The following is a 23,415-nucleotide window of genomic DNA, read 5'->3' as shown; positions in this document are numbered from 1 at the left end:
GCGACGCGGCGCGCGCCCGGTGAAGGGCACATGAAAGGGACCGTGATTGTGCCATCGGGTTCCGGACGCGTGGGGTGACGGCGGGTCGAACGGCTCCCGAATACGCTCACCATTGTGCAGGTGTCCTTCGCATCGAAGTGAGGGCGGGCGGTGAATCCGCGTCACCGCAAGCCGGTGCGCGAGTCTGTTGCCGGATGCCTCGCACGCACGGCTGCGATCGGCTCGAACCCGGCGTGGCGGGCCTTCGCGCGTCGACGCGCATGGTCGGCGATCCATGCAATCATGCGAGCGTCGCGGGTGTTGCCGGCATGCCGCACGCGCCGGCGTGCGAGCGGTGCGTCAACGGTGAGCGCCGCGCGCCGCGTTCGCGCACTTGCCAGGCAAGGCCCGCCCGGGGCACGATGCGCGAACGGCTTCGCGATCCTCGCCACTTCTTCGACCTCACGCATTTCACGCATGCAAGATTCCAACGAAAACCGCCCGTCGGGCGTGCGGCTGTTGAAAGGCCTGCTCCCGATCCGCCGGGCAGGCGCCATCCGCGACGTGTTCGCGGGCCTCTCGCTCGCCTCGATGGACATCCCGCAGGTGCTCGGCTACGCGCGCATCGCCGGGATGCCGGCCGTCACGGGCCTCTACACGGTGTTCCTGCCGCTCATTGCATTCGCGTGCTTCGGTGCGTCGCGCCATCTTGTCGTCGCCGCCGACTCCGCGACCGCGACGATCTTCGCGAGCCGGCTGTCGTCGATGGCACCTGCCGGCAGCGCGGAATATGCGGCACTGGCCGGCATGGTCGCGCTGCTGACCGGCGCGATGCTGCTGCTCGCGCGCATCTTCAAGCTCGGTTTTCTCGCCGATTTCCTGTCGCGCACGGTGCTGGTCGGCTTTCTCGCCGGCGTCGGCGTGCAGGTGTCGATCGCGATGCTCGGCGACATGCTCGGGTTGTCGGTGCCGTACCCGGCGTCGCGCAGCCTTGCGCAACTCGACTACGTCGTCACGCATCTCGTCCACGCGAACCGGCCGACGCTCGCGCTCGCGGCGCTCGTGGTCGTCGCGATCCTCGCGTGCAAGCGGTTCGCGCCGCGCGTGCCGATGCCGATGATCGTCGTCGTGGGGAGCATCGCGGCGAGCGCGGCGTTCGACTTCGCCGCGCAGGGCGTTGCGGTGCTCGGGCCCGTCGCGGGCGGGTTGCCGTCGCTGCGCTGGCCGTCCGTCACGTGGCAGCAGTTCCTCGATCTCGTGCCGGTCGCCGCCTCGTGTTTCGTGATGATCATCGCGCAGAGCGCGGCCGCCGCGCGGGTGTTCGCGCAGCAGTACGGCGAAGACGTCGACACCAACGCCGATATCCTCGGCCTCGCGGCCGCGAACGCGGCGGCGGCGGTAGGCGGCGCGTTCGTCGTCAACGGCAGCCCGACGCAGACGGCAATGGCGGATGGCGCGGGCGTGCGCAGCCAGATCGGCCATCTCGCGTTCGCCGCCGTGGTGGCCGTCGTGCTGCTGTTCTTCAGCACGTTCCTGCAGTACCTCCCGCATGCGGTGCTGGCCGGCATCGTGTTCACGATCGCGCTCGGGCTGATCAACGTGCGCAGCCTCGCGGCGATCCGCCAGGAAAGCCCCGGCGAATTCACGCTCGCGCTCGTGACGGCCACGGCCGTCGTGACCGTCGGTGTCGAGCACGGCATCCTGCTGGCCGTCGCGCTGTCGCTGATGCGGCACGTGCGCCACAGCTACCAGCCGCATACGATGGTGCTCGAGCCTGTCGCGGGCAACGGGCGCTGGCTGCCGGTGCCCACGCGGCGCGGTGCGATGACGGCGCCGGGGCTGATCGTCTACCGGTTCGGTTCCGACCTGTTCTTCGCGAACGACCATCTGTTCGCCGGCGAAATCATCGAACTCGTCGACACGGCGCCGGTGCCGCCGCGCTGGTTCGTGATCGATGCGGGGGCGATCACCGATGTCGACTATTCGGCCGCGCGCACGCTGACCGATCTCGTCAAGACGTTGCACGCGCGCGGGATCGGCGTGCTGTTCGGGCGGGTGAACCGCTACCTGCGCGCGGACATGGATCGCCACGGGATCACCGACGTCGTCGGCGCATCGTGCATCTTCGCGACGCTGCATCAGGCGCTGGAGGCGGCGGGCACGACGCCGCCGGCGCCGCAGGAGCCGGGCACGGTGTAGCGCGAACGGGCGCTAGGCGGCCGCGCGCAAGCGCGCGAACCCGTTGCGCAGATAGCGGGCCAGTTCCGTCGCGGCCGGGGTGCGCTGGCCGCGCGGCACATGCAGGTCGATCGAGAAGTTCGGCAGCGCGGGCAGGCCGCTGCCAGCCGGCAGGATATCGAGGTCGGTCGGGACGGTGGACGCGAGCCAGACGGTCACGGCGAGATCGGAGCGCACGGTCGCGGCCGTGGCATCGAAGCTGCCGTTCTCGAACACGGTGCGCCAGGCGCGATCGCAGCCGCGCAGCGCGTCGAGCACGGTCGGGCGGAACGCGCAGGTCTGCGCGACCATCGACACCGGCAGCGGCGTGTTGCGGTGCGCGGTGCCGCCTTTCGCGCCGACCCAGACCAGCCGGTCGACGGCAATGCACTCGCCGCGCGACGACCCGACCGGCGCCTCGATCAGCGCGACGTCGAGGTCGCCCCGCGTGAGCCCCCGGCGCAGTTCCGGCGACGCCGCGCACACGAGCGTGAGCGCGACCTGCGGATGCGCCTGTGCATAGTTTTTCAGGATCGGCGCGAGACAGGTGCCGACCAGGTCCTGCGGCGCACCGAGACGGACCGCACCTTCCACGGCGCCCGCCGTCATGTCGGTGAGCAGCGCATCGTGTACGGCGAGCAGCCGGCGCGCCTGTTCGAGCAGCCGCTCGCCGGCCGCCGTGAGCAGCAGGTTGCGATGCTCGCGGACGAACAACGGGCCGGACAGCGCCTCGAGCCGCGCGACCTGCTGGCTGATCGCGCCTTGCGTCAGGTGCAGCGCGTGGCCGGCCGCCGTCATGCTGCGATGATCGGCGACCGAGACGAATGCGCGCAACAGCGCGATGTCGAGATTGCGTGCCATGCGTCGCATTATGTACGCTAATGGCTGGCATAAAAAGCTTTCGCTGTCGTAATGGAGGGATCGCGGGTAAAAACGGGGCTTCGACGACGACAACCGGGAGCCGCCGTGCCGCTTCACGACTACCTGGCGCTGATGCTGTTCGTGATCGTGTCCACCGTGACGCCGGGCGGCGCGACGACGCTCGCGACCGCGTCGGGCGCCCATTTCGGCTACCGGCGATCGCTGCCGCTGATGGCCGGGATCGCGGCCGGCCTGGCGTCGATGGCGGCCGCGGCGGCGGCCGGGCTCGGCAGTGTGCTGCTCGCGCTGCCGACGTTGCAGCTTGCGATGAAAGCAGCCGGTTCGCTGTACCTCGTGTGGCTGGCCGTCCGCATCGGGCGCGGCGGCAAGCCGCGGCTCGACGCCGCCGTGCACCGGCCGCAAGGGTTCGTCAGCGGGGTGTGGATGCTGTGGCACAACCCGAAAGGCTGGGCGATGACGCTCGGCGCGGCCGCGTCGTTTGCCGCGCTCGCGTCCGGCCCGGCCCGGCTTGGCGTGCTGCTCGGGCTGGCATTCGGCGTGGCCGCGATGGCGTCGTTGTCGTTATGGTGTTTCGCCGGGCTGCTGTTCGCACGCGTGTTGCGCACCGAGCGGCAGTGGCGTTGCCTGAATGCGGGACTGGGGCTGCTGCTCGTGATGTCGATCGTGCCGATGTGGCTGCCGTAGCGGGCCGCCGCGCCTGTCGCGCGACGCGCCCCGGGTTCAACGCGAGCCGGCCCGCGCGGCGCCGGCAGGCTGGCCCCCGGCAGCGCTCGACCTCAACGGCAGCCGCAGCGTCGTGACGAAGCTCGCCGCATGCAGCGCGCACAGCAGGCCAAACGCCCATGCATACGCGACGGCCGGCGTGCCACCGGGCGACATCGATTCGGCCTGCAGCCGCCACGCGAGGAACAGCGTGCAGATCGTCGTGAACGTCGGGCCGCCGAGGCGCTGCACGATATTGAGCGAGGTGGTCGCCATCGGCAGGTTGCGGCGTTCGACCGATGCATACGCGGCCGAGATCGACGGCGCGCCGATCGCGCTCTGGCCCATGCCGCGCAGGAACAGCGCGGGAACGAGCACCAGCGGATCGTAGCCGGTCAGCGCGAGGAACACGAACGGCAGCGTCGCCGCCAGCGCGAGCAACGCGCCGGCGGCGGCCAGCCGGCGCACGCCGAACCGGCCCGTCAGCGCGCCCATCGACGGATAGGTGACGAGCATGCCGAGCCCGAGCGGCGCGAGCAGCCACCCCATCTCGCCCGGCGAGCGGCCGCACGCCTGGATCAGGAACACGGGAATCAGCATCTGGCCCGCGTACATCGCGCCGTTCGACAGGAACTGCGTGCCGGCCGCCGCGCCGAACACGCGCGAGCGAAACAGCGCGAGATCGATCAGCGCGTGCTCGCCCTGGCGGCGCTCGAAGCGCAGGAACGCGGCGAGCAGCAGCGCCGAGCACGCGAGCGCGGCGATGCCGGGTGCCGAGCCGATTCGTTCGGCGCCGTACAGGAACAGCACGAGGCCCGGCGACAGCAACGCGAGGCCGATCCAGTCGAGTGCGCGCGGCTGGACATCGTCGTGGTCGCCCGGCAGGAATCGCACGGCCAGGGCGAGTGCGAGCACGCCGACGGGCAGGTTCACGAGAAACAGCCAGCGCCACGACGCGTGCTGCAGGATCGCGCCGGCCACGACCGGCCCGAGGATCGGCGCAAGCAGCACGGGCACCGCCGCGTAGCCGATCACGCGCGCCATCTGCTGCCCGGCGACGCGCGCGATCATCATCTGCGCCATCGGCGCGAGCAGCCCGCCGCTGACGCCTTGCAGCACGCGGAATGCGATCAGCGACGGCGCGGACCACGCGAGCCCGCACAGCGCCGACGTGAGCGTGAACGCCGAGAAACACCACAGGTACAGCGCTTTCGCGCCGATGCGGTCGACGAGCCAGCCGTTCAGCGGCAGCACCAGCGTCAGCGCGAGCAGGTAGCCGCTCGTCACCCACTGGATCGTCGACAGGCCGGCATGCAGATCGGTCGCGAGGTTCGACAGCGACACGTTGACGATCGTCGCATCGAGCTGCGACAGCAGCGAACCGAGCGTCGCGACCGCGCTGACCTTCCAGATCGACGGATCGAGCCGGCCCGCCGCGAGGCCCGGCGCCGGCTGCGCGCGTTCGTCGCTCACGCGCCGCGCCGGTCGAGCAGCGCGACGATGTCCTGCGTCGTGCCGGTCTCGCCGAGGCGCGGGAACAGGCGCTCGATGCTGTTCACGTGTGCGTCCGCGTTGAGGTCGGTCATCGCATCGACCGCGAGCGTCACGTTGTAGCCGAGTTCGTGGGCCTGCCGCGCGGTCGATTCGACGCCGATGCTCGTCGCGACGCCGGTCAGCACGATCTGCGTGACGCCGGCGGCCTTCAGGTGCGCGTCGAGATCCGTGCCGGTGAATGCGCCCCAGGTCTTCTTCGTCACGACATGGTCGCCGGGTTGCCGGTTCAGCTCGGGCACGAGCTCGGTCCAGTCGGCGGGCAGCGCGTCCCGTCGCGCCGGCTGCTGCGTGCGTCCCGGCGCACCGCCGGCGACGTTGACGAGCACGACCGGCAGGCCGCGGCTGCGGAATGCGTCGAGCAGCGTGCGCGCGTGTGCGATCACCGGGGCGACCGGGTGCGCCGTGGGCAGGGCGACGATGCCTTTCTGCAGGTCGATGACGACCAGTGCCGTGTTCGTGTCGAGGCGGGTTGCGCTCATGATGGGGCTCCGTGGGAAAGGGCGGGGAACACCGGACGCGCGGATGCCGCGCGGCGCGCCGGCGGGATTCATTGCTCGCCGAGGCGGCGGATCAGCGGGATCGCGGCGGCGAGCGTGTCGATGTCCGCGGGCTCGAGCTTCTCGATCGCGGCGCCGAGCCACTTGTGTTTCGCGGCGTTGCGCTTGCGCCGGGCGTCGAGGCCGGCCGCGGTCAGCTTGAACAGGATCTGGCGGCCGTCGGTCGGATGCGGTTCGCGCTCGACGAGCGCGTCTTCCTCCAGGCTCGCGAGAATCGCCTTCATCGACTGCGGCTTCATCGCCTCGGCGCGCGCGAGATCGGCGGTCGTCATCGGCCCGTGCCGTTCGAGCCGCGCGAGCGCGCTCGTCTGGGACATGCCGAGCCCATCGGATTCGATCCCGGAGCGCAGACGGCGGATGAGCTGGCCGACCGCGAGGGTCAGGTCGGCGGCGACGGTTTCGGCGGAAGCGCCGGGTTTGCGTGGCGGGTTCATGCGGCGAATCTTAGAATACGACAGGAAAACTTGCAAGTTTAACTGTTCAATTATCCGCGAGACGACTGCGCGCCCCGGCGCGCGATTACGCGTCGCGCGGCGCGATCGGGACGACTTCGTTGTATTTCGGGGTCGCGCTCTCGTGCAGCAGGTCGCCGAGGTATTGCGCGAGTTCGTCCGCGCCGAGGGCGGACGGGACATGCAGGCCGGCGGGGCGCCGCTTGCCTTCGGCGCCGAGATCGAACACGGCCCAGCAGTCATTCTTGCGTACGACGGCGAGCAGCCGTCCGAAGGCGTTGAAGCGGTATTCGTCCTGCATGGCGTCGCTCCCGTCGGTTGGGCGCGCCGGCTGCCCGCGCGCTTACTGGATCGAGCAGGACAGCCAGCGGTGGATCTTGAGCGCGTCGCTCGAGACGCCGGCCCGTGTCGGCGCGCCGAGCAGCACGACCGTTTCGCGGCGGCCCTTCACGCGCATGCGCATCACGACCCCGTGCCCGGATTCGTTGATGAAGCCGGTTTTCTGCAGCCGGATCGGCAGGCGGCGGTAGCGGACGAGCGGGTCGGAATTCACGTACACGAGTTCGCCGTCGCCGGGGCGCACGGTGGTCGACGTGTCCGTCGAGAAATAGCGGATCAGCGGATCCCGTGCGGCCGCGCCGACGAGCCGAGCGAGATCTTCCGCCGTCGACACGTTGTGCGGCGACAACCCGGTCGGCTCGCGGAAGTGCGTATGGCGCATGCCGAGCCGGCGCGCTTCGCGGTTCATCGCGTTGACGAACGCGGCGCGCCCGCCCGGATAGTCGCGGCTCAGCGCGGCGGCCGCGCGGTTCTCCGACGACATCAGCGCGATATGGAACATGTCGCGGCGCGACAGTGCCGAGCCGACCTGCAGGCGCGAGCCGGTGAACTTGATCGTGTCGCGATCGTGCGCGGTGACGCGCAGCACGCCGTTCAGCGGGCGATCGGCGTCACGCGCGACGACGGCCGTCATCAGCTTCGAGATCGACGCGATCGGCCGCACGGCGCGCGCGTTGCGCGCCAGCAGCGGTGTGCCGGAGTCGACGTCGAGCACGTAGGCCGCGCGTGAATGCAGCGCCCTGACCGCGCGCGGCGTGTAGCCGCAACTGGCGAGCAGCCTGGGTTTTGCGGCCGGGCGCGGCCGCACCGCGGTCGTGCGCTGCGCGCGCCGCTGTTGCGGCGCGGGTGCGGCGTGACGCTTGACGGCTTGATGCTTGACGCGCGGGCGACGGTGCTTGACGGCCTTTTTCGTGCGGTGAGGCTTCTTCTTGACGGCCTTCGAGTGCGCGTGCGCCTGGGCGTGTGCGGTGCGATGCGGCTGCACGTGCTGCGCGGACGCCTTCGCGGCGAACGCGAGCAGCAGGAACGAGAGGGCGAGGATCAGGGAGGTCCGGGCGCGAGGCAGGCGCGCGATGAGGCCGGTCAAGCGAAAGTCTCCTTTTCACGCGCAATGCGGCTGCGCGGAATGCGTGGGCGGTCGGCGGGTGCGGGAAATTATACGGTCGATCGCGTGGCGATGAGAGGGGACGAGTCGCAATGACGCGTGATGTGGGCGGATTCCGATCGTTTTCGTGCCGCTCGTCGGCGCGGCGCGCGGGGTGAAAGCCGTTCAGCGCGGCCAGTTCCGTCGCGACACGACCGCGAAACTGATCGCGATCGAGCCCGTCATGGTGCGCGGCGGCGGGTCTTCGATCGCATCGCCGAAGCGGAAACGCCGGGTGCGGCCGTCGGCGCGTTCGGCACGACGTTTCGGTGCGCGCGCATCGGTTGCGGCAGCGTGTTCGTTTGCGTCCGCACCGTCGCATGACGGCTCGGCCACACAATCAACGGCTTGATCGAAAGACATGACGGTGAATTCCGGGAAGGGCATGTCCGTATTGAACGTCACCGCGTTCAATCAGTAAAATGAATATTTCAATCGATCTGATTCCTTTCAAGAATGGAACTGAAACTGCTGCGCACGTTCCTGACGGTGACCGAGCTGTGCCATTTCAGCCGCGCGGCCGATGCGCTGCACATGAGCCAGCCGGCGCTGAGCAAGCAGATCGGCGCGCTCGAGGCGAGCCTGGGCGGCAAGCTGTTCGAGCGCGGCCGGCACGGCGCGGAGCTGACGCCGTTCGGCGAACGCTTCCTGCCCGATGCGCAGGCGCTCGTGCGAGACGCCGACGAGATCCTTGCGCGCGCGAGGGAAGCGACCAGCGGGCAGCGCGGGCATCTGCGGCTCGGTATCTGCCTGTCGGTGCTGATGCTCGTGCCGAAGCTCATCGCCGAGTTCCGGCGGCGCAATCCGGGCATTGCCGTCACGCTGAGCGACCTGTCGTCGTCCGAGCAGACGCGCCGGCTGCGCGCGGGCAAGCTCGACGTCGGGTTTCTGCGTTTGCCGTCCGACGAAGGATTGTCGTCGTTCAAGGTGGTCGACGAAGCGCTCGCGCTCGCGGTGCCGCCGCATCTCGGCTTCAAACGCGTGCCGGCCGACCTCGACGTGCTCAACGAAATCGGCTTCATCGCACTGCAGCGTGCGCGCGGCCCCGGGCTGGCCGCCCAGATCGACCGGTGGTGCGTCGAGCGCCGCTTCGTGCCGCACGTGATGCAGCAGGCGGAGGACGTGCAGTCGGTGCTGACGTCGGTCGCGGCCGGCGTCGGCGTCGCGTTCATCCCGTCGAGTGCGCGATATCTGCTGCGCGATGCGACGGTGATACCGCTCGACGGCCGGGACGCGAAGTGGCGCGTGGGGCTCGCATGGTTGTCGGATCGCGACGATCCCGTCACCACGCGTTTCGTGTCGTTCATGCGCACCGCGCTCAAGGGCGCGTGACGCGGCGTATAGTATCCGCGATCGCCTTTCCTGAATGAAGGCCGGCCCGGCGCCGGCCGACGCACCCGAACCGATGACTTCAGAATCCGACGAATCCCCGCTCGATCCCGCGCTCGTTGCGACGCTCGCGACGCTGCACGAGGCCGCGAGCGATCCGGCCGGCAAGACGTGGTCGCTGCCGAAGATCGCGAAGCGCACGCAACTGCCGATGAGTACGCTGCGCCGCGTGCTGACGCAGCTCGACGCCGCGGGCCTGAGCGCCACGACGTTGAACGAGGACGGCACCGGTAGCGCCGCGCTGACCGACGAAGGGCGCGCGGTGTGCGCGCAACTGTTCGGCGCGAACGACGGCCCGTGAATGAAGAACGGGCCGCCGATGCGGCCCGTCGAATGGCTGCCCGCGCGTGCGCGGCGCCATGCCGCGTATTACCAGCGCGCCGTCACGCCGCCCATCACCGAATGACGATAGGTCTGATCGTTCAGCCCGCGCCGGTAGCCGATGTCGAGATCGAGCCAGCGCGTCGGCGAATAGATCGCGCCCGCGAGCACGAATGCCGGATTCGCGCCGGCGGTGGTTTCCGTGTTGCGCGACGTGCCGATGTCGGCCACGAGTTGCAGCCGGTCGGTCGCCTTGTAGATCGCGGCGGCCGACACGGCCCAGGCCGACGTCAGGTCGCCCTGGCGATTCGGCTGGTACGCGATGCCCGCGTTCGCGAGCAGCGAGACACGCGCGACGTCGGCCTGCGCGAGCAACGTCGCACCGGTGCCGACGCGGCCCGTGCCGAGCCCGCGGCTGTCGTTGCCGGTCGGCATCGTCACTTTCGGCTTCAGCGCGAGCGACAGCGGCCCGCGTTCGAAGAAGCGCCATTTCATGCCGATTTCGACATCGCCGATGCCGGCGCCGTTCTCGTCGGTGCGTGTTTGCAGATGCGTGTACGGCGCGTTGACGTACACGTCGGCGTGTTCGCCGAACCCGCGCGTGAGCGTCGCGTTCCACAACTGGTGGCGGCCGCTGTCTTCCTGTTTCGAGGTTTCCTCGCCGTTGAACTCGACCTGCCAGTTCGCGTTGCCCTGCGTGCCCGTGTCGTCGCTGACGAGCGGATGGGCGGCATGGGCTTCGAGGGGCGCAAGGAGGGCGCTCGCGGCGGCGAGCGGAAGGATTCTTTTCATCACATTACCCGTGGAGCGTCGTGAGTGTGCCGGCCCGCGGCGTGGCGCGGGCCGGCACGTCGTCATCCGGACGGAACCGGTACCGATCCTGAACGGATCAGAACCACTGCTTGTAGCGGCGCACGTAGATCGTCTTGACGATCTGCGCGAGCAGGATGTAGCCGATCATCGTCGCGGCGAGCCACAGCCAGTAGGTGCCCGGCAGGTGCATGAAGCCGATCGCTTCCGCGAACGGCGAGAACGGCAGCCAGCAGCCGATCGCGATCGCGGTGAAGGTCGACAGCAGCACCGGCAGCGACGCCGTGCTCTGCAGGAACGGGATCTTCTGCGTGCGCAGCAGGTGCACGACGAGCGTTTGCGACACGAGGCTCTCGATGAACCAGCCGGAGTTCATCACGACCTGGCCGCCCGTACCGCCGTTCAGGTGATACAGCGCGCCCGCGCCGAACACGGTCCACATCAGGACGTACGTCGTGATGTCGAATACCGACGAGGTCGGCCCGACCCACAGCATGAAGCGGCTGATGTTGCCGGCTTCCCACTTGCGCGGCTTCTTCAGGAACTCGGGGTCCATCCGGTCCCACGGCAGCAGCATCTGCGACGTGTCGTAGATCAGGTTCAGCACGAGCAGCTGGGTCGCGAGCATCGGCTCCCACGGCAGGAACGCGCTGGCGACGAGCACCGAGAACACGTTGCCGAAGTTCGAGCTGGCGGTCATGTTCAGGTACTTCAGGATGTTGCCGAACGTCTCGCGGCCCTTGATCACGCCTTCCTCGAGCACCATCAGGCTCTTTTCGAGCAGGATGATGTCGGCGGTTTCCTTCGCGATGTCGGCGCCGCTGTCGACCGAGATGCCGACGTCGGCGTCGCGCAGCGCGGGCGCATCGTTGATGCCGTCGCCAAGGAAGCCGACCGTGTGGCCGTTCGCCTGCAGCGCCTTGACGATGCGCGCCTTCTGCAGCGGCGTGAGCTTCGCGAACACGGTCGTGCGTTCGACGACCTGCGCGAGCGTCGCGTCGTCGAGCGCTTCGATTTCCGTGCCGAGCATCGGCTTGCCGGGTTCGAGGCCGACCTGGCGGCACACCTTCATCGTGACGGTCGGGTTGTCGCCCGTCAGCACCTTGACCGCGACGCCGTTTTCGCGCAGCGCGGCGAGGGCCGGCGCGGCCGATTCCTTCGGCGGATCGAGGAAGGTCAGGAAGCCGCGCACGACGAGATCGTGTTCGTCGGCGGTGCGATACTGCGCGCGCTCGTCGCCGCGTGCAATCGTACGCGTCGCGAGCACGAGCACGCGGAAGCCGTCCTCGTTGTAGGCGGTCGCCTGTTCGAGCAGCCGCTTGCGCGCGACGAAGTCGAGCGGGCGTACGCCGTCTTCGTCCTGCACGTGGGTCGACACGGCGAGCATTTCCTCGACCGCACCCTTGCAGATCAGCAGATGCGTGCCGTGCCGGTCCTCGACGACGACCGACAGGCGGCGCCGCACGAAGTCGAACGGCAGCTCGTCGATCTTCTTGTAGCCCTGCGGCTTCACGCGTTCGCCGATCTCGTCGGCGCGCGCGACGACCGCGATGTCGATCAGGTTCTTCTGGCCGCTCTGGTGAAAGCTGTTCAGCCAGCCGAGCCGCAGGATTTCCTCGTTCTTGTGACCGGACAGGTCGAGGTGATGTTCGAGGATGATCTTGTCCTGCGTGAGCGTGCCGGTCTTGTCGGTGCACAGCACGTCCATCGCGCCGAAGTTCTGCACCGAATTCAGCCGCTTGACCACGACCTTGCGGCGTGCCATCGCCACCGCGCCGCGCGCGAGGTTCGCACTGACGATCATCGGCAGCATCTCGGGCGTCAGGCCGACGGCCACGGCGAGCGCGAACGTGAGCGCGCTCAGCCAGTCGCCCTTGGTCAGCCCGTTGATCATGAACACGATCGGCACCATCACGAACATGAACTTGATCAGCAGCCAGCTCACGCTCGCGACGCCGCGGTCGAAGCTCGTCTCGATGCGCTTGTGGCTCACGACGTTGCGCGCGAGCGAGCCGAAGTACGTGTCTTCTCCGGTCGCGACGACGACGGCCGTCGCCGTGCCGCTGACGACGTTGGTGCCCATGAAGCAGACGTTCTCGAGATCGAGCAGCGACGCCGACGCGTCGGGCGCCGAGCCGGCGGCCGGTGTACCCGCGGACTTGCCGGCCACCGCGCCGAGCGTGTCGTACTTCTCGACGGGCAGCGCTTCGCCGGTCAGTACGGCCTGGCTGATGAACAGGTCGCGCGATGCGAGCAGGCGGACGTCGGCGGGGATCATGTCGCCGGCCGACAGGTGCACGATGTCGCCGGTCACGACCTCGCGCATCGGCACCTCGCGCCGGGTCGGCTCGGACGTGTCGGTCATCGCGCGCTGCACGGTGGCCGTCGTGCGGACCATCGCCTTGAGCTTCTCGGCCGCGCGCAACGAACGGAATTCCTGCACGAAGCGCAGCAGCGCGCTGATCGTGACCATCGTCAGCAGGATCGTCATGCCGACATAGTCGCGATCGTCGGGCGCCGCGAAGTAGACGTCGGTGAAGAAGCTGATGGTGGCGAGCACCAGCAGCACGTAGACGAACGGATTGTGGAACGAGAGCAGCAACTGGCGGGTCCAGTGCGGCGGCTTGTCGTGCGCGATCTCGTTCGGGCCGTAGTGCTGCAGGCGGTCGGCGGCCTGGTCGTAGGTGAGGCCGCGCGTGCTGGTGTGCAGCGTCTTCAGCGTGTCCTCGAGCGGGCGGGCCGCTTCCTGTGCCGCGCGCATGATGCGCGGCGCGTTCTGCTGGCCGGCGCCGCTCTTGATGAAGCCGCGCTGTTTCTTCTGCGATGGGTTGTGTCGTGTTGTCATGAGTCGCTCCTTGCGCACGAGGCGGCGGGCGGGGAGCGACCGTGACGTTATCGACGCACGAGCGCTCCCCGCCGCGTCGCGTCAGGCGCGATCGGCTGTGGATCGGAAAAGGCGGGAACGCTCGCCGGCGCGCGTGAAGCGGTCGGCGTGTCGATGCGCGGCGTCGCACCGGCGAGCGGTAATCGACTACTGTCGTCTGAGTTCATCTGCACTCCTGTCGGTTGCGGATAATCGGCACGGGCGATCGGCGGCGCCGCGCGCAACGAGGCGCGCGGCCGGACGGCACGCGAACGGAGAGCGCGCGCGGCTGGCGCCGCGCGCAACGTGAACGCACGCGCGCAATGGCGCGTCGCGTGCATTCGACGATATCGAAAAATTCGGCGGGAGATCGGGCCGGTAGTCAGGCCGGAAGGACGCCGCATCCTGCTTCCCGGGATGCGGCAGAAGACGAGGCTCTGCGCGTTTTCCTCAGGCAGCAGTCAAGTTGGTCGAGCACCAACTACAACTCGCATCGGTGTTCACAGAACACTCCATGTATTGAGACGGGAGCGATGGTAATGGCTCGTCGTGCGAAGCGTCAACCCTTTTGTCAGGCGTTATTTCGAGATGCTTGACCGGGCCGGCGTGGGTGCGCGGAATCGCCGGACGGACGGCAACGAAACGGCCGCGCGCACGCCATGCGGGCATGCGCGCGGCCGCGTCGGTCAGCGCGCCGGTTACTGGTTCGCCGACGCGATGGCCGCCCCCGCATCGAGGATGCCCGAGCCTGCCGGCATCGCGGTGCACGACGTCCCGGCTGCCAGCTTCGCCGCGCGCGTGCCGCCTTGCAGCTTCTGCTGGATCTGCGCGGGCGTGAGGTTGCCGTTCACCGACAGCATCAGCGCGGCGACCCCCGACACTTGCGGCGTCGCGAGGCTGGTGCCGTTCGCGGGGCCGTAGGTGTCCGTGCCCGGCGTCGTCGTGCCGGTGTTCGACGTCGACAGGATGTTGACGCCCGGTGCGCTCAGCGAGACATCGGCGCCGAAGTTGCTGAACGATGCGCGGCGGCCCGTCGCGTCGGTCGCGCCGACGGTGATCACGCCGCGGCAGTTCGCGGGCTGGTCGAGGCCGGTCGACAGGCCGTCGTTGCCGGCCGCGACGACCACGGTCACCCCTTTCGCGGTGACGTCGTCGATCGCCTGCTGGAACGTCGTGCTGCATGCGCCGACGCCGCCGAGGCTCAGGTTGATGACCTTCGCCGGCCGCGGGTTCGTCGGGACGCCGTTCACCGCAATGCCGGCTGCCCAGCGCATGCCGTCCGCGATGTCGCTCGTCACGCCGCCGCACTTGCCGAGGACGCGCACCGGCAGGATCTGGCCGAGCCACGACACGCCCGCGATACCCGTGCCGTTGTTGGCGGTCGCGCCGATCACGCCCATCACGCGCGTGCCGTGCCAGCTGCTGTCGCTCGGCTGGCTCGCGCAGTGATAGTACGGGCCGTTCGCGTTGTCGAGTTCCTGCTGCGTGACCCAGTCGCCCGGATCGGTTGCGTCGGGGCCGCGCGTCATGCCGTTGTTGCTGGTGTTGACGTTGCTGATGAAGCTGTAGCCGGACAGCAGGTTGCCCACGAGGTCGGCGTGCGGCCGGTAGCCCGTGTCGAGCACGGCCGTGACGACGGTCGGTGAACCCTTGCTTACGTTCCAGGCGGGCGGCAGGTCGATCCCGGCCGTCGGGTCGGACAGGTACCACTGCTGGTTGTAGAGCGGGTCGCTCGGCGTGTCGCGAATCTGCATCGGGTGATCCGGTTCCGCGTAGTCGACATCGCTGTCGGCCGCGAATGCCTGCGCGAGTGCGGCTGCGTCGGTGGCCGCCATGCGCTGGCCGAGCGACAGCACGGCCGCGCCGTTCGAGATCGTCCGTTCGACCTGCACGTTCACCGGCGCTTGCGCGACCGTGCTCGCATAGGCGCGCGCGCTGCCGGCCACCGGCGCCGTCCAGCGCGTCATCGCGCGCTGGATGACCGCGTCGAGCCGCGTCCCGTTGTCGATGGCCGACATCGCACGCGTGGCCGTCAGCGTCTTCAGCTTGACGATCAGGTGATCGACCGGCGGCTCGGCCGGTGCCGTCTGCGCAGCCATCTGCACGGCGGCCTGCTGCGTGGTGCATGCATTGCCGCCTGACGAGGCGGGCGGGGTCGCGGGGGGCGTGGGCGTGGGGGCCGGCGTCGGCGTCGGTGTCGGCGCCGGTGCAGCATTGGAGGAGGAGGGGTTGCTGCCGTCGCCGCCGCCTCCGCCGCCGCAACCGGCGAGAGGCAGGAGGGCGGCGGCGGATAGCATGCCGGCGAGCATGCGCGCGTGTGCGGAGCGCGCCAGCGCAGAATTGAAACGTTTGGCTCTCATGTTGAAACTCGATCCTCGTAGATAACCGTCGTGCCGGCGGTGGCGCTGGTCCGGCTGATCCGGACCTAGTCTTTTTTGTCTGACGGTTGCAGCAGGGTTGCTGCGACGCGCCATGCACTGGGTAACGGCGTGCGCGGCGGCTTCTTGAGTGCGTTTCGCGAGAAAAACAGGGGGTGCCGCAAACGATTTCGTCGGTGCGGCGCAGCATGAACGCGCGTTTGGAACGGGTGGCACAAAGGGCGGGGGCGAGCCCGTGCGAGGCCGGTCGGGGTGACCGTACGGCGCGGAAGCGATTGGCGCGGCACGGAAAACCTCTTTCACGGTCCGGCCGGTGTTGAAAGTCGCTTACGCTTGCCCTGATGTGACGCGAATATTGTCGGGCGTACGATCGCGGTTCGATCAACGTTTCGTCAGGAGATACGCATGGATCGCCGTTTCCGTTGGCTGGCTGTCGCGCTGTCCTGCGCGCTGGCGGGCGCCGCGCACGCACAGGCCCTTACCGGTACGCTGAAGAAGATCAAGGAGACGGGCGTCGTGTCGCTCGGCATTCGCGAGTCGTCGGTGCCGTTCTCGTATTCGGACAACCAGCAGAAGAACATCGGCTACTCGCGGGACATCGCGTCGCGCATCATCGATCAACTGAAGACGGATCTGAATGCGCCGAACCTCACGGTGAAGGAAATCCCGATCACGTCGCAGAACCGGATTCCGCTGCTGCAGAACGGGACGATCGATTTCGAGTGCGGGTCGACGACGAACACGCTCGAACGGCAGAAGCAGGCCGCGTTCTCGAACAGCATTTTTCTGTACGGCATTCGCTTCAGCACGCGCAAGGACTCGGGCGTGAAGGATTTCGCGGACCTGGCCGGCAAGACGGTCGCGACGACGGCCGGCACGTCGGACGAGCGCCTGCTGCGCAAGCTCAACGAAGAGAAGGCGATGAACATGACGATCATCAGCGCCAAGGATCACGCCGAAGCGTTCATGAACGTCACGACCGGGCGCGCGGTGGCGTTCGTGATGGACGAGCCGCTGCTGTACGGCGAGATCGCGAAGGACCGCAACCCGGGCGCGTACACGGTGTCGGGCACGCCGCTCGTCCACGAAAACTACGCGTGCATGATGCGCAGGGACGATCCGGCGTTCAAGCGGGTCGTCGACGGCGTGATCGCGAAGATGCAGACGTCGGGCGCGGCCGAGAAGCTCTACGACCAGTGGTTCATGCAGCCGATTCCGCCGAAGGGCGTGAGCCTCAACTATCCGCTGTCGCCGGAGATGAAGCAGCTGTTCAAGAATCCGACGGACCAGGCGCAGTACTGATCGCCGCATCGTGGCGGTATCGCGCCGCACATGAAAAAACCGCCGGCACATGCCGGCGGTTTTGCGTTGCAGCCCCGGTGCCCGGATCCGCTGGCCTCCCGGCCTGCGAAGCAGCGGCGGCGGAGGCCGCGAACCCGCTCGGCGCCGTCCGTGCCGGATGCCGAAACCCGCCTCCTGATCCCCGCAACACGCGTCGTGCCCGCGGCGCCGTATCTCGACGGACGCCGTCCCAGGCCTCGTCCGTGCGAGTTCCTTGCTCCTTTTTGATGACCCGTTCCATGCGCCGGGCGACCGGCTGTGCGTGCACGCCCGTGGCGTGTCCGCCGACGCCGTGTGCCGCGTAAACCCGAATTCAGATTTCAATTTGAACTGGTCAGAATCGGCCGAAATTGTTCAACAATCTTCGGCGAAAAATCCCGAAAAGCCGCGCAGGGCGGCGTGCGGGAGGCGTTGTGGCGTTTCAGCGCGGGAGCCGAATAACCCAGGAGCTTCGCCATGTCCGCTCGTCTTCCGCTTCGACGTTTCCTCCGCGGCGCGCTTGTGCCGCTGGCCTTCGCGTGCTCGCTCGCAGCGGCGTCGCCGCTGCAGACGGTGCGGTCCGGCACGCTGCTGGTGGGATCGGATCTCACGTATCCGCCGTACGCGTACCTGGATGCCGGCAAGCCCGCCGGCTTCGACGCCGAGTTCTCGCGGATGCTGGCGCACCACCTGCAACTGGAGCCGGTGTTCCTCGATACACGCTTTCCGGACCTCATCCTCGGGATGAAGGCGCGCCGCTTCGATGTCGTCGCGTCCGCGCTCTATGTGACGCCCGATCGCGTGAAGCAGGTCGATTTCGTGCCGTACCTGAAGACGGGCGCGTCGCTGCTCGTCGCAAAAGGCAGCGCATTTCTGCCGAAGACGCCGCAGGACCTGTGCGGCAAGCGGGTCGGCTCGATCAAGGGCGCGTCCTGGACGCCGAAGCTGCGCGCGGTCTCGCAGGACACCTGCAAGCCGGCCGGCCGCGGCGAGATCGCGATCCTCGAGTTCCCGACGTCGCCGGAAGCGACGTCCGCGCTGATGGCAAAGGCGGTCGACGTCCAGATCGAGGATGCGGCCGTCGCGCAGGGGATCACGAAGCAGACGAACGAGCGCATCGAAATCAGCTCGACGACGCTGCTGTATCCGATCGTGATCGGCCTGGGCGTGACGAAGGGCGACAGCGGCCTGCAGGGCGCGCTCGAAGGCGCGCTGAGCGACGCGAAACGCAGCGGCGAATACGGCAGCCTCGTGAAGAAATACGGGTTGCAGGAGCCCACGCCGGCCGACGTTGCCGGGGCGCTGGGCGCCGCGAAATAAGCGCGAAGCAGGCACGACCCGACCATCGCGTGCCGCTCGGTGCGGCCGCATCGCCCTTCGGGGTTGAGGAGTCTTCGATGCAGTTCGATTGGCACTATGCGTTTCAACTGTTGCGGGACACGGATTTCTGGCGCGCGTGCGTCGTGGTCGTCGAACTCAGTGTCGCCACGTGGGGGCTCGGCGTGTTGCTCGGGTTTCCGGTGGCGCTCGCGAGGCAGTCGCACCGGCCGCTGCTGAAGCGCGCGGCGGCCGGGTACATCTGGTTCTTCCGCAGCCTGCCGCTGCTCGTGCTGCTGGTCTTCATCTACAACCTCCCGCAGGTCTTCCCCGCGACCAGCGTGGTGCTGTCCGATCCGTTCACGGCCGGCCTGATCGCGATGGTGCTGAGCGAAACCGCGTATTTCGCGGAAATCCATCGCGGCGGGATTCTGTCGGTGCCGCCCGGGCAAATCGAGGCGGGGCGCGCGCTCGGGATCCGCTTTACCGGCATCCAGCGGCTGATCGTGATGCCGCAGGCGATCCGCATTGCGCTGCCCGCGCTCGCGAACGAGTTCATCACGATCGTCAAGCTCACGTCGCTGGTGTCCGTGATATCGCTTGCCGAGATCCTGCTCGTCGGACAACGGCTTTACACGCAGAACTTCCTTGTGTTCGAAACGATGCTGGCCGTCGCGTTCTACTACGTGCTGATCGTCACGGTGTTCAGCCGGCTGCTGGGTTATCTCGAGAGGCACCTCGACGTCAGCCGCCGCACGCCCGCGCAGTCAGGCCACGCGGATCTCGAACTGCCGCTGTCGGTGCCTGCTGTCGAGCCCAGACCGCGGGCGAGCGCGGAATTCGCACTGCGCGTGAAAGGCGTGCAGCAGCGCTACGGCCGCCACGAGGTGCTGAAGGATATTCATCTCGACGTCGCGCCCGGGCAGGTCGTGTCGATCATCGGCCCGTCCGGCTCCGGCAAGACCTCGCTGATCCGTACCATCAACGGCCTCGCGCCGGTGAGTGCCGGCGAGATCGACCTGTACGGCGTATCGTTCATCCGCGCGTCCGCTTCGCATCCGCCGCGCGTGTCGGACGCGCGCATCCTGGATATCGGCATGGTGTTCCAGGGCTTCAACCTGTTTCCGCATCGCACCGCGCTGCAGAACGTGACGATGGCGCCGTGCTATCACCGGCAGGCCGATACGGCGGCGGTCCGGCTGCAGGCACTGTCGCTGCTGTCGAAGGTCGGGATGCTCGAACATGCGAACAAGTATCCGCACCAGTTGTCGGGTGGCCAGCAGCAGCGTGTCGCGATTGCGCGTGCGCTCGCGACACGGCCGTCGATCATGTTGTTCGACGAGCCGACATCGGCGCTCGATCCCGAACTCGTCGGTGAAGTGTTGAAGGTCGTCGAGACGCTGGCAGCAGAAGGGATGACGATGGTCATCGTGACCCACGAAATGAATTTCGCGTTCAAGGTTTCCGATCGGATTGTGTTCATGGAGAACGGACGCATCCTGTACGACGTGCCGCCGGAGCGGATCCGCGGCAGCGCGGACGCGCGCGTGAAGGATTTTCTGAAGCACGTTCACTTTGCATGACGGACCACTGGATCGGAGCAGGAATGGACCCGACGGCTTTCCGGCTGAGCGACATGCACGATCATGCGTGTGCCGAGCGACTGCTCGCCTGTCTGGAACGCGCGAACGCGCATCCCGGCGACATCGAAACGGCATGGCTCGCGCGTCGTGACGACGCGGCGACCCGCGAAGCGCGGGCAATGGACGCGTCGTTGCGCGCCGGGACGGCCGATGCGCCGCTGGCCGGGGCCGTACTGGCGGTGAAGGCCTGTTTCGATTGCGAAGGCTGGGTCACGCATGCCGGTTCGCGCGTGCTGGCGGACGCGCTGCCGGCGCGCGCCGACGCCCCACCGGTAGCGGCGCTGCGCCGTGCCGGTGCCGTCGTGGTGGCGCAGACGGCGATGACCGAGTTCGCGTATGGCGCGCTCGGCGTGAACCACGCGTACGGCACGCCGATGACGCCACTCGATGCACGGCGCGAGCGGGTCGCCGGCGGATCGAGTTCGGGCGCGGCCGTATCGTTGGCGCTCGGCGCGGCCGAGCTGTCGCTGGGTTCCGATACGAGCGGTTCCGCGCGCATTCCAGCCGCATTCTGCGGTGTGACCGGATTCAAGCCGTCGCGCGGACGCTATGCGACCGGCGGCATGCAGCTTCTGTCGACCAGCTTCGACGTACCGGGCTTGCTGGCCGCGACGGTCCGCCTGTGCCGGCGTGCGGACGCGGTGCTGCACGGACGCGGCCTGCAACGGGCGGCGCCGGCAACCATTCGCGACTTCACGTTCATCGTGCCCGAGCCATTTGCGACCGACGACCTCGATCCCGTGGTCGGCCGCGCGTTCGACGGATGGTTGTCCCGGCTGTCCGCGCAGGGTGCGCGCATCCTGCGCAAGCGGCTCGATTGCGTGGCCGAGGCCGGTGCCGTCGCCCGCACGGGCGGCATCATCGCCGCGGAGGCGTTCATGCTGCATCGCGCGCGCCTCGCAACGGCCGCGGACCGCTACGATCCGCTGGTCGGGCCGCGCATCGCGGCGGGCGAGCACGTGCGCGCGCACGACTACGCGGCGGCTTTGCTGCGTCTCGCCGCGCTTGCCGATACATACCACGCCGAACTCGGCGACGCGGATGCGGTGTTGACGCCGACGGTGCCGATGCTGCCGCCGCGCCTGGCCGATCTGGCCGACGAAGCCGTGTATCTCGCACAGAATGCGCGGGCGTTCAGGCTGACCGAATTCGCCAACCGGCTCGATCTGCCGAGCATCAGTGTGCCGGGCGACCTGCGGAACAGGCAGCCTGTCGGCTTGCTGATCACCGGGCGCCGCGGCGAAGACGCATGGCTCTTCGATGTCGCGGCCACGGTCGAACGGACGCTGACCGGTTTCGCATGACGCGTTTCCCCGCGGCAAGGATCGCCTTGTCATCTTTCATCGTCACTATTCAGAGGTACTTATGATCGTCGTGAGATCGGCCGATATTGCCAATACCGAACGCCATGCGCGCGGCCCGGGCTGGGACAGCAAGCGCATGATCGTCAGGCAGGACGGCGTTGGCTACTCCGTCCACGAAACGCGCGTGCATGAAGGCGCGGAACTGCATCTGCATTACAAGAACCACTTCGAGACCAACTACTGCGTGGCCGGGGAGGGCGAGGTGGTCGACACGGCGACCGGCACCGTGCATCGGATCACGCCCGGAACGATCTATGCGCTGAACCTGAACGATCCGCATATCCTGCGTGCGACGCGCGGCGACCTGCATCTCGTGTGCGTGTTCAATCCGCCGCTGACGGGGCTCGAGACGCATCGGGAAGACGGCAGCTACGCGCTTCCGGCTGAACGGCAAGCCTGACCCCGTGTGCGGTCGGGCCGTTGCGCACCGCATCGTGCGGTGCGTGGCGTCAGGCTGCGTCGCGATGGCCGCGCTTGATCGCTTCGACGAGCATCCGTTCGGAATCGTCGAGATAACGCGCCAGCGTGGTAACGGCTTCGCTGCGGCGGTTCTGCGTGAGCAGGTCGTAGATCTGGTATTCGCGCTGGATCCAGTCAGGCGTTTGCACGCGCTTCTCGTCGGGATCGGCCGCAAAGACGAGACGCAACTGCGCCGAGATGGTCCGGAAGAATTCGTCGAGCAGCGCCGACTTCTGAAGCGCGACGATGTGCTGGTGAAACCGCAGGCTGTGCGTGCCGACGGCTTGCCAGTTTTCCTTGTCGAGTTCCCGCTCGGCCGCGCGAATGGCGGTCTGCATCTTTTCGAGCAGCGCCGGCTGGGCGAGTTCGGCCGTGTTCAGCGCATGCAGTTCGAGCGTCCGGCGCGCGACATAGAGATCGCGCACGTCCTGGCGGTTGAGCGTGCGCACGACGACGCCCTTGTGCCGCACGAACGTGACGAGCCCTTCACGGCCGAGCTGATGCAGGACTTCGCGAAGCGAGTTGCGCGACGTGTCGTATTCGGCGGCGAGGTCCATCTCGATCAGCGCCGTGCCGGGCGGCAGCTTGCCGCTGATGATGTGCTCGCGCAGTTGATGGCTGATCCGGTCGGCGACCGACTGTCCTCTCGCTTTTTCGCTTGCCATTCCGTTCGTTCGCTCCTCTCCTGATCGTGCGCCGCCGGCGTGGCCGGCCGGCGGCGTTTCGCCATTCTACGGGCTGCGGCTCGGGTTACGCCGTTTCGCCGTGCTGCCAGCCGGCCTGCGGCTGCTGCATGCCGTGCTGGCCGCGGTACGGCGCGACGGACGGCGACGACCAGCCTTCGAGCAGGCTCGGGTCGAGCCGGTACACCTCGACGCCGAGTGGCCGGCACACGTCGATCGGATCGCGCGCGCCGGGCCCCCACATCGGCACCGACAGATCGCCGCCGGGGCAGGTGGACATCGCGCACAGCACGTCGATTTCGGCGAAGAATTCGAGGTAGTCGCCCGGTTTCGCGGGGCACGCCTTCATGAAGTACTTGTCGTCGTCGTTCAGGCCCGTGCACTGGAACACGTTGAGCACGTCGTGCACGTCGAATTCGGTGAGCCCGTATGGCGCGACCGCGCGCACGAGGTTCGAGTGGCAGTGGAAATGAAAATCCTCGCCGGTCAGCAGCTTGTTCACGTACGGGTCGCAGCGCGTGCCGAGCAGGTCGTGCACGCGGCCGCCGTCGCCGTCGACGCCGTAACCGGCGAGCGTGTCGTCGGTGATCGTGACCATCGGGCGCAGATACGGTAGTGTCGACCAGAGCCGGTCGAACGTCGTCACGTGCGCGGCCTGCAACTGGCGCGTGCGCGACGCCCACATGCGTTCGCGCGGATTGTGCAGGTTCCAGATGTTGAAATCCGCGACTTGCGGGCCCTCGAGCGTGACGATCCGGAATACGTGGCCGGCCGGCACTGTCCAAGCGAAGCCGCTGCGGATCGGCACGACGTGCGAGGCAATCCGTTCGCGCGCGTCCTGGCGCCGGGCAATCGCGGAATAAAAGGCTTCGTCGACGTTCAGGACGGAGCCCTTGGTGACCTGGTAGGCAGCGGGATAGTTCGACATGACGCGGTACTCTCGGGAAAGGTTGGCAGATGCGTCGATCCGGCTGTAACCCTTTATGGTGGCCGGTCAGGCGTCAATTCGCATGATTGATTGTTCAACAATTGATTGGCGCTC

General features: G+C 68.1%; 23 protein-coding genes. 9 read left to right on the top strand and 14 right to left on the bottom strand.

Annotated elements, in window-relative coordinates:
* Positions 1–161: 161 nt before the first annotated feature.
* On the bottom strand, positions 162–458 hold the full coding sequence (locus HWX00_RS20965) for a hypothetical protein (protein ID WP_154233741.1): 297 nt from the start codon (positions 456–458) through the stop codon (positions 162–164).
* On the opposite strand from HWX00_RS20965, the gene HWX00_RS20960 reads away from it, so the two are divergent.
* The gene (locus HWX00_RS20960; protein ID WP_175028132.1) at positions 457–2,178 is read left to right on the top strand and encodes a SulP family inorganic anion transporter; all 1,722 of its coding nucleotides are present in this window, start codon (positions 457–459) and stop codon (positions 2,176–2,178) included. The two genes, HWX00_RS20965 and HWX00_RS20960, sit on opposite strands and share 2 nt — an antisense overlap.
* 12 nt (positions 2,179–2,190) lie before the next feature.
* On the opposite strand, the gene HWX00_RS20955 is transcribed toward HWX00_RS20960, so the two are convergent.
* Positions 2,191–3,066 (bottom strand): LysR family transcriptional regulator, encoded by an 876-nt coding sequence (locus HWX00_RS20955; RefSeq protein ID WP_124669895.1) that lies wholly within the window; start codon positions 3,064–3,066, stop codon positions 2,191–2,193.
* A 42-nt stretch (positions 3,067–3,108) separates the two neighbouring features.
* Between HWX00_RS20955 and HWX00_RS20950 the strand changes: the two genes are divergently transcribed.
* Positions 3,109–3,762, top strand: a complete 654-nt coding sequence (locus tag HWX00_RS20950; RefSeq protein ID WP_175028131.1) for a LysE family translocator — start codon at positions 3,109–3,111, stop codon at positions 3,760–3,762.
* 36 nt (positions 3,763–3,798) lie between these two features.
* Here HWX00_RS20950 and HWX00_RS20945 read toward each other — a convergent pair whose 3' ends face one another.
* From HWX00_RS20945 to HWX00_RS20920, 6 genes are all read right to left on the bottom strand, one after another.
* A complete protein-coding gene (locus HWX00_RS20945; RefSeq protein WP_034187916.1) occupies positions 3,799–5,253 on the bottom strand; it encodes a DHA2 family efflux MFS transporter permease subunit in 1,455 nt (484 codons plus the stop codon).
* Positions 5,250–5,813: an isochorismatase family protein gene (locus HWX00_RS20940; protein WP_069704652.1), complete on the bottom strand. Its 564-nt coding sequence runs from the start codon at positions 5,811–5,813 to the stop codon at positions 5,250–5,252. The genes HWX00_RS20945 and HWX00_RS20940 overlap by 4 nt, the downstream gene beginning before the upstream one ends.
* Before the next feature lie 68 nt (positions 5,814–5,881).
* Positions 5,882–6,325 carry a MarR family winged helix-turn-helix transcriptional regulator gene (locus tag HWX00_RS20935; RefSeq protein ID WP_034187914.1) on the bottom strand — a complete coding sequence of 148 codons (444 nt, stop codon included), beginning with the start codon at positions 6,323–6,325 and terminating at the stop codon, positions 5,882–5,884.
* An 85-nt stretch (positions 6,326–6,410) separates the two neighbouring features.
* The gene (locus tag HWX00_RS20930) at positions 6,411–6,644 is read right to left on the bottom strand and encodes a DUF7661 family protein (protein WP_034187913.1); all 234 of its coding nucleotides are present in this window, start codon (positions 6,642–6,644) and stop codon (positions 6,411–6,413) included.
* A gap of 42 nt (positions 6,645–6,686) precedes the next feature.
* Complete coding sequence (locus tag HWX00_RS20925; protein ID WP_059556646.1) at positions 6,687–7,769, bottom strand: serine hydrolase; 1,083 nt, start codon at positions 7,767–7,769, stop codon at positions 6,687–6,689.
* A gap of 183 nt (positions 7,770–7,952) precedes the next feature.
* Positions 7,953–8,231, bottom strand: a complete 279-nt coding sequence (locus tag HWX00_RS20920) for a hypothetical protein (RefSeq protein WP_226193970.1) — start codon at positions 8,229–8,231, stop codon at positions 7,953–7,955.
* 51 nt (positions 8,232–8,282) lie between these two features.
* Between HWX00_RS20920 and HWX00_RS20915 the strand changes: the two genes are divergently transcribed.
* Entirely contained in the window at positions 8,283–9,158 is an 876-nt protein-coding gene (locus HWX00_RS20915) for a LysR family transcriptional regulator (protein ID WP_049031348.1), read from the top strand.
* Positions 9,159–9,231: 73 nt separating this feature from the next.
* A complete protein-coding gene (locus tag HWX00_RS20910; protein ID WP_124669898.1) occupies positions 9,232–9,516 on the top strand; it encodes a transcriptional regulator in 285 nt (94 codons plus the stop codon).
* Positions 9,517–9,584: 68 nt separating this feature from the next.
* Here HWX00_RS20910 and HWX00_RS20905 read toward each other — a convergent pair whose 3' ends face one another.
* The 3 genes from HWX00_RS20905 to HWX00_RS20895 form a co-directional block, all read right to left on the bottom strand.
* The gene (locus HWX00_RS20905; protein WP_034187910.1) at positions 9,585–10,328 is read right to left on the bottom strand and encodes a transporter; all 744 of its coding nucleotides are present in this window, start codon (positions 10,326–10,328) and stop codon (positions 9,585–9,587) included.
* A gap of 97 nt (positions 10,329–10,425) precedes the next feature.
* Positions 10,426–13,191: a magnesium-translocating P-type ATPase gene (mgtA, locus tag HWX00_RS20900; RefSeq protein ID WP_082744629.1), complete on the bottom strand. Its 2,766-nt coding sequence runs from the start codon at positions 13,189–13,191 to the stop codon at positions 10,426–10,428.
* A 716-nt stretch (positions 13,192–13,907) separates the two neighbouring features.
* Entirely contained in the window at positions 13,908–15,569 is a 1,662-nt protein-coding gene (locus HWX00_RS20895; RefSeq protein WP_175028130.1) for a S8 family peptidase, read from the bottom strand.
* Between the two features lie 423 nt (positions 15,570–15,992).
* On the opposite strand from HWX00_RS20895, the gene HWX00_RS20890 reads away from it, so the two are divergent.
* A complete protein-coding gene (locus HWX00_RS20890; RefSeq protein ID WP_049034956.1) occupies positions 15,993–16,889 on the top strand; it encodes a glutamate/aspartate ABC transporter substrate-binding protein in 897 nt (298 codons plus the stop codon).
* A gap of 359 nt (positions 16,890–17,248) precedes the next feature.
* Here the strand turns inward: HWX00_RS20890 and HWX00_RS20885 are convergent, their stop codons facing one another.
* Positions 17,249–17,386: a hypothetical protein gene (locus HWX00_RS20885; protein ID WP_154233740.1), complete on the bottom strand. Its 138-nt coding sequence runs from the start codon at positions 17,384–17,386 to the stop codon at positions 17,249–17,251.
* Here HWX00_RS20885 and HWX00_RS20880 point away from each other — a divergent pair.
* The 4 genes from HWX00_RS20880 (at position 17,385) to HWX00_RS20865 (ending at position 21,631) form a co-directional block, all read left to right on the top strand.
* A complete protein-coding gene (locus HWX00_RS20880) occupies positions 17,385–18,227 on the top strand; it encodes a transporter substrate-binding domain-containing protein (protein WP_175028129.1) in 843 nt (280 codons plus the stop codon). The genes HWX00_RS20885 and HWX00_RS20880 overlap by 2 nt on opposite strands.
* A 77-nt stretch (positions 18,228–18,304) precedes the next feature.
* Positions 18,305–19,807: an amino acid ABC transporter permease/ATP-binding protein gene (locus HWX00_RS20875; RefSeq protein ID WP_049031135.1), complete on the top strand. Its 1,503-nt coding sequence runs from the start codon at positions 18,305–18,307 to the stop codon at positions 19,805–19,807.
* 23 nt (positions 19,808–19,830) lie between these two features.
* Positions 19,831–21,171, top strand: a complete 1,341-nt coding sequence (locus HWX00_RS20870; protein WP_175028128.1) for an amidase family protein — start codon at positions 19,831–19,833, stop codon at positions 21,169–21,171.
* 61 nt (positions 21,172–21,232) lie between these two features.
* Positions 21,233–21,631, top strand: a complete 399-nt coding sequence (locus HWX00_RS20865; RefSeq protein WP_034187905.1) for an ectoine synthase — start codon at positions 21,233–21,235, stop codon at positions 21,629–21,631.
* A 49-nt stretch (positions 21,632–21,680) separates the two neighbouring features.
* On the opposite strand, the gene HWX00_RS20860 is transcribed toward HWX00_RS20865, so the two are convergent.
* Positions 21,681–22,355 (bottom strand): GntR family transcriptional regulator, encoded by a 675-nt coding sequence (locus HWX00_RS20860; RefSeq protein WP_034187904.1) that lies wholly within the window; start codon positions 22,353–22,355, stop codon positions 21,681–21,683.
* A gap of 85 nt (positions 22,356–22,440) precedes the next feature.
* Positions 22,441–23,301: an urea carboxylase-associated family protein gene (locus HWX00_RS20855; RefSeq protein WP_175028127.1), complete on the bottom strand. Its 861-nt coding sequence runs from the start codon at positions 23,299–23,301 to the stop codon at positions 22,441–22,443.
* Positions 23,302–23,415 lie beyond the last annotated feature (114 nt).

This window comes from Burkholderia seminalis DSM 23518 (assembly GCF_902832885.1).
GTDB classification, from domain to species: domain Bacteria; phylum Pseudomonadota; class Gammaproteobacteria; order Burkholderiales; family Burkholderiaceae; genus Burkholderia; species Burkholderia seminalis.
This window is presented reverse-complemented; position numbering and strand designations above follow the sequence as displayed.

Bases quoted from the DNA above. Each gene is read 5' to 3' on its own strand.
- HWX00_RS20960 (WP_175028132.1), top strand. From the start codon at position 457: ATGCAAGATTCCAACGAAAACCGCCCGTCGGGCGTGCGGCTGTTGAAA.
- HWX00_RS20965 (WP_154233741.1), bottom strand. From the start codon at position 458: ATGCGTGAAATGCGTGAGGTCGAAGAAGTGGCGAGGATCGCGAAGCCG.
- HWX00_RS20955 (WP_124669895.1), bottom strand. From the start codon at position 3,066: ATGCGACGCATGGCACGCAATCTCGACATCGCGCTGTTGCGCGCATTC.
- HWX00_RS20950 (WP_175028131.1), top strand. From the start codon at position 3,109: ATGGAGGGATCGCGGGTAAAAACGGGGCTTCGACGACGACAACCGGGA.
- HWX00_RS20940 (WP_069704652.1), bottom strand. From the start codon at position 5,813: ATGAGCGCAACCCGCCTCGACACGAACACGGCACTGGTCGTCATCGAC.
- HWX00_RS20935 (WP_034187914.1), bottom strand. From the start codon at position 6,325: ATGAACCCGCCACGCAAACCCGGCGCTTCCGCCGAAACCGTCGCCGCC.
- HWX00_RS20930 (WP_034187913.1), bottom strand. From the start codon at position 6,644: ATGCAGGACGAATACCGCTTCAACGCCTTCGGACGGCTGCTCGCCGTC.
- HWX00_RS20915 (WP_049031348.1), top strand. From the start codon at position 8,283: ATGGAACTGAAACTGCTGCGCACGTTCCTGACGGTGACCGAGCTGTGC.
- HWX00_RS20910 (WP_124669898.1), top strand. From the start codon at position 9,232: ATGACTTCAGAATCCGACGAATCCCCGCTCGATCCCGCGCTCGTTGCG.
- HWX00_RS20905 (WP_034187910.1), bottom strand. From the start codon at position 10,328: ATGAAAAGAATCCTTCCGCTCGCCGCCGCGAGCGCCCTCCTTGCGCCC.
- mgtA (WP_082744629.1), bottom strand. From the start codon at position 13,191: ATGACAACACGACACAACCCATCGCAGAAGAAACAGCGCGGCTTCATC.
- HWX00_RS20895 (WP_175028130.1), bottom strand. From the start codon at position 15,569: ATGAGAGCCAAACGTTTCAATTCTGCGCTGGCGCGCTCCGCACACGCG.
- HWX00_RS20890 (WP_049034956.1), top strand. From the start codon at position 15,993: ATGGATCGCCGTTTCCGTTGGCTGGCTGTCGCGCTGTCCTGCGCGCTG.
- HWX00_RS20880 (WP_175028129.1), top strand. From the start codon at position 17,385: ATGTCCGCTCGTCTTCCGCTTCGACGTTTCCTCCGCGGCGCGCTTGTG.
- HWX00_RS20885 (WP_154233740.1), bottom strand. From the start codon at position 17,386: ATGGCGAAGCTCCTGGGTTATTCGGCTCCCGCGCTGAAACGCCACAAC.
- HWX00_RS20875 (WP_049031135.1), top strand. From the start codon at position 18,305: ATGCAGTTCGATTGGCACTATGCGTTTCAACTGTTGCGGGACACGGAT.
- HWX00_RS20870 (WP_175028128.1), top strand. From the start codon at position 19,831: ATGGACCCGACGGCTTTCCGGCTGAGCGACATGCACGATCATGCGTGT.
- HWX00_RS20865 (WP_034187905.1), top strand. From the start codon at position 21,233: ATGATCGTCGTGAGATCGGCCGATATTGCCAATACCGAACGCCATGCG.
- HWX00_RS20860 (WP_034187904.1), bottom strand. From the start codon at position 22,355: ATGGCAAGCGAAAAAGCGAGAGGACAGTCGGTCGCCGACCGGATCAGC.
- HWX00_RS20855 (WP_175028127.1), bottom strand. From the start codon at position 23,301: ATGTCGAACTATCCCGCTGCCTACCAGGTCACCAAGGGCTCCGTCCTG.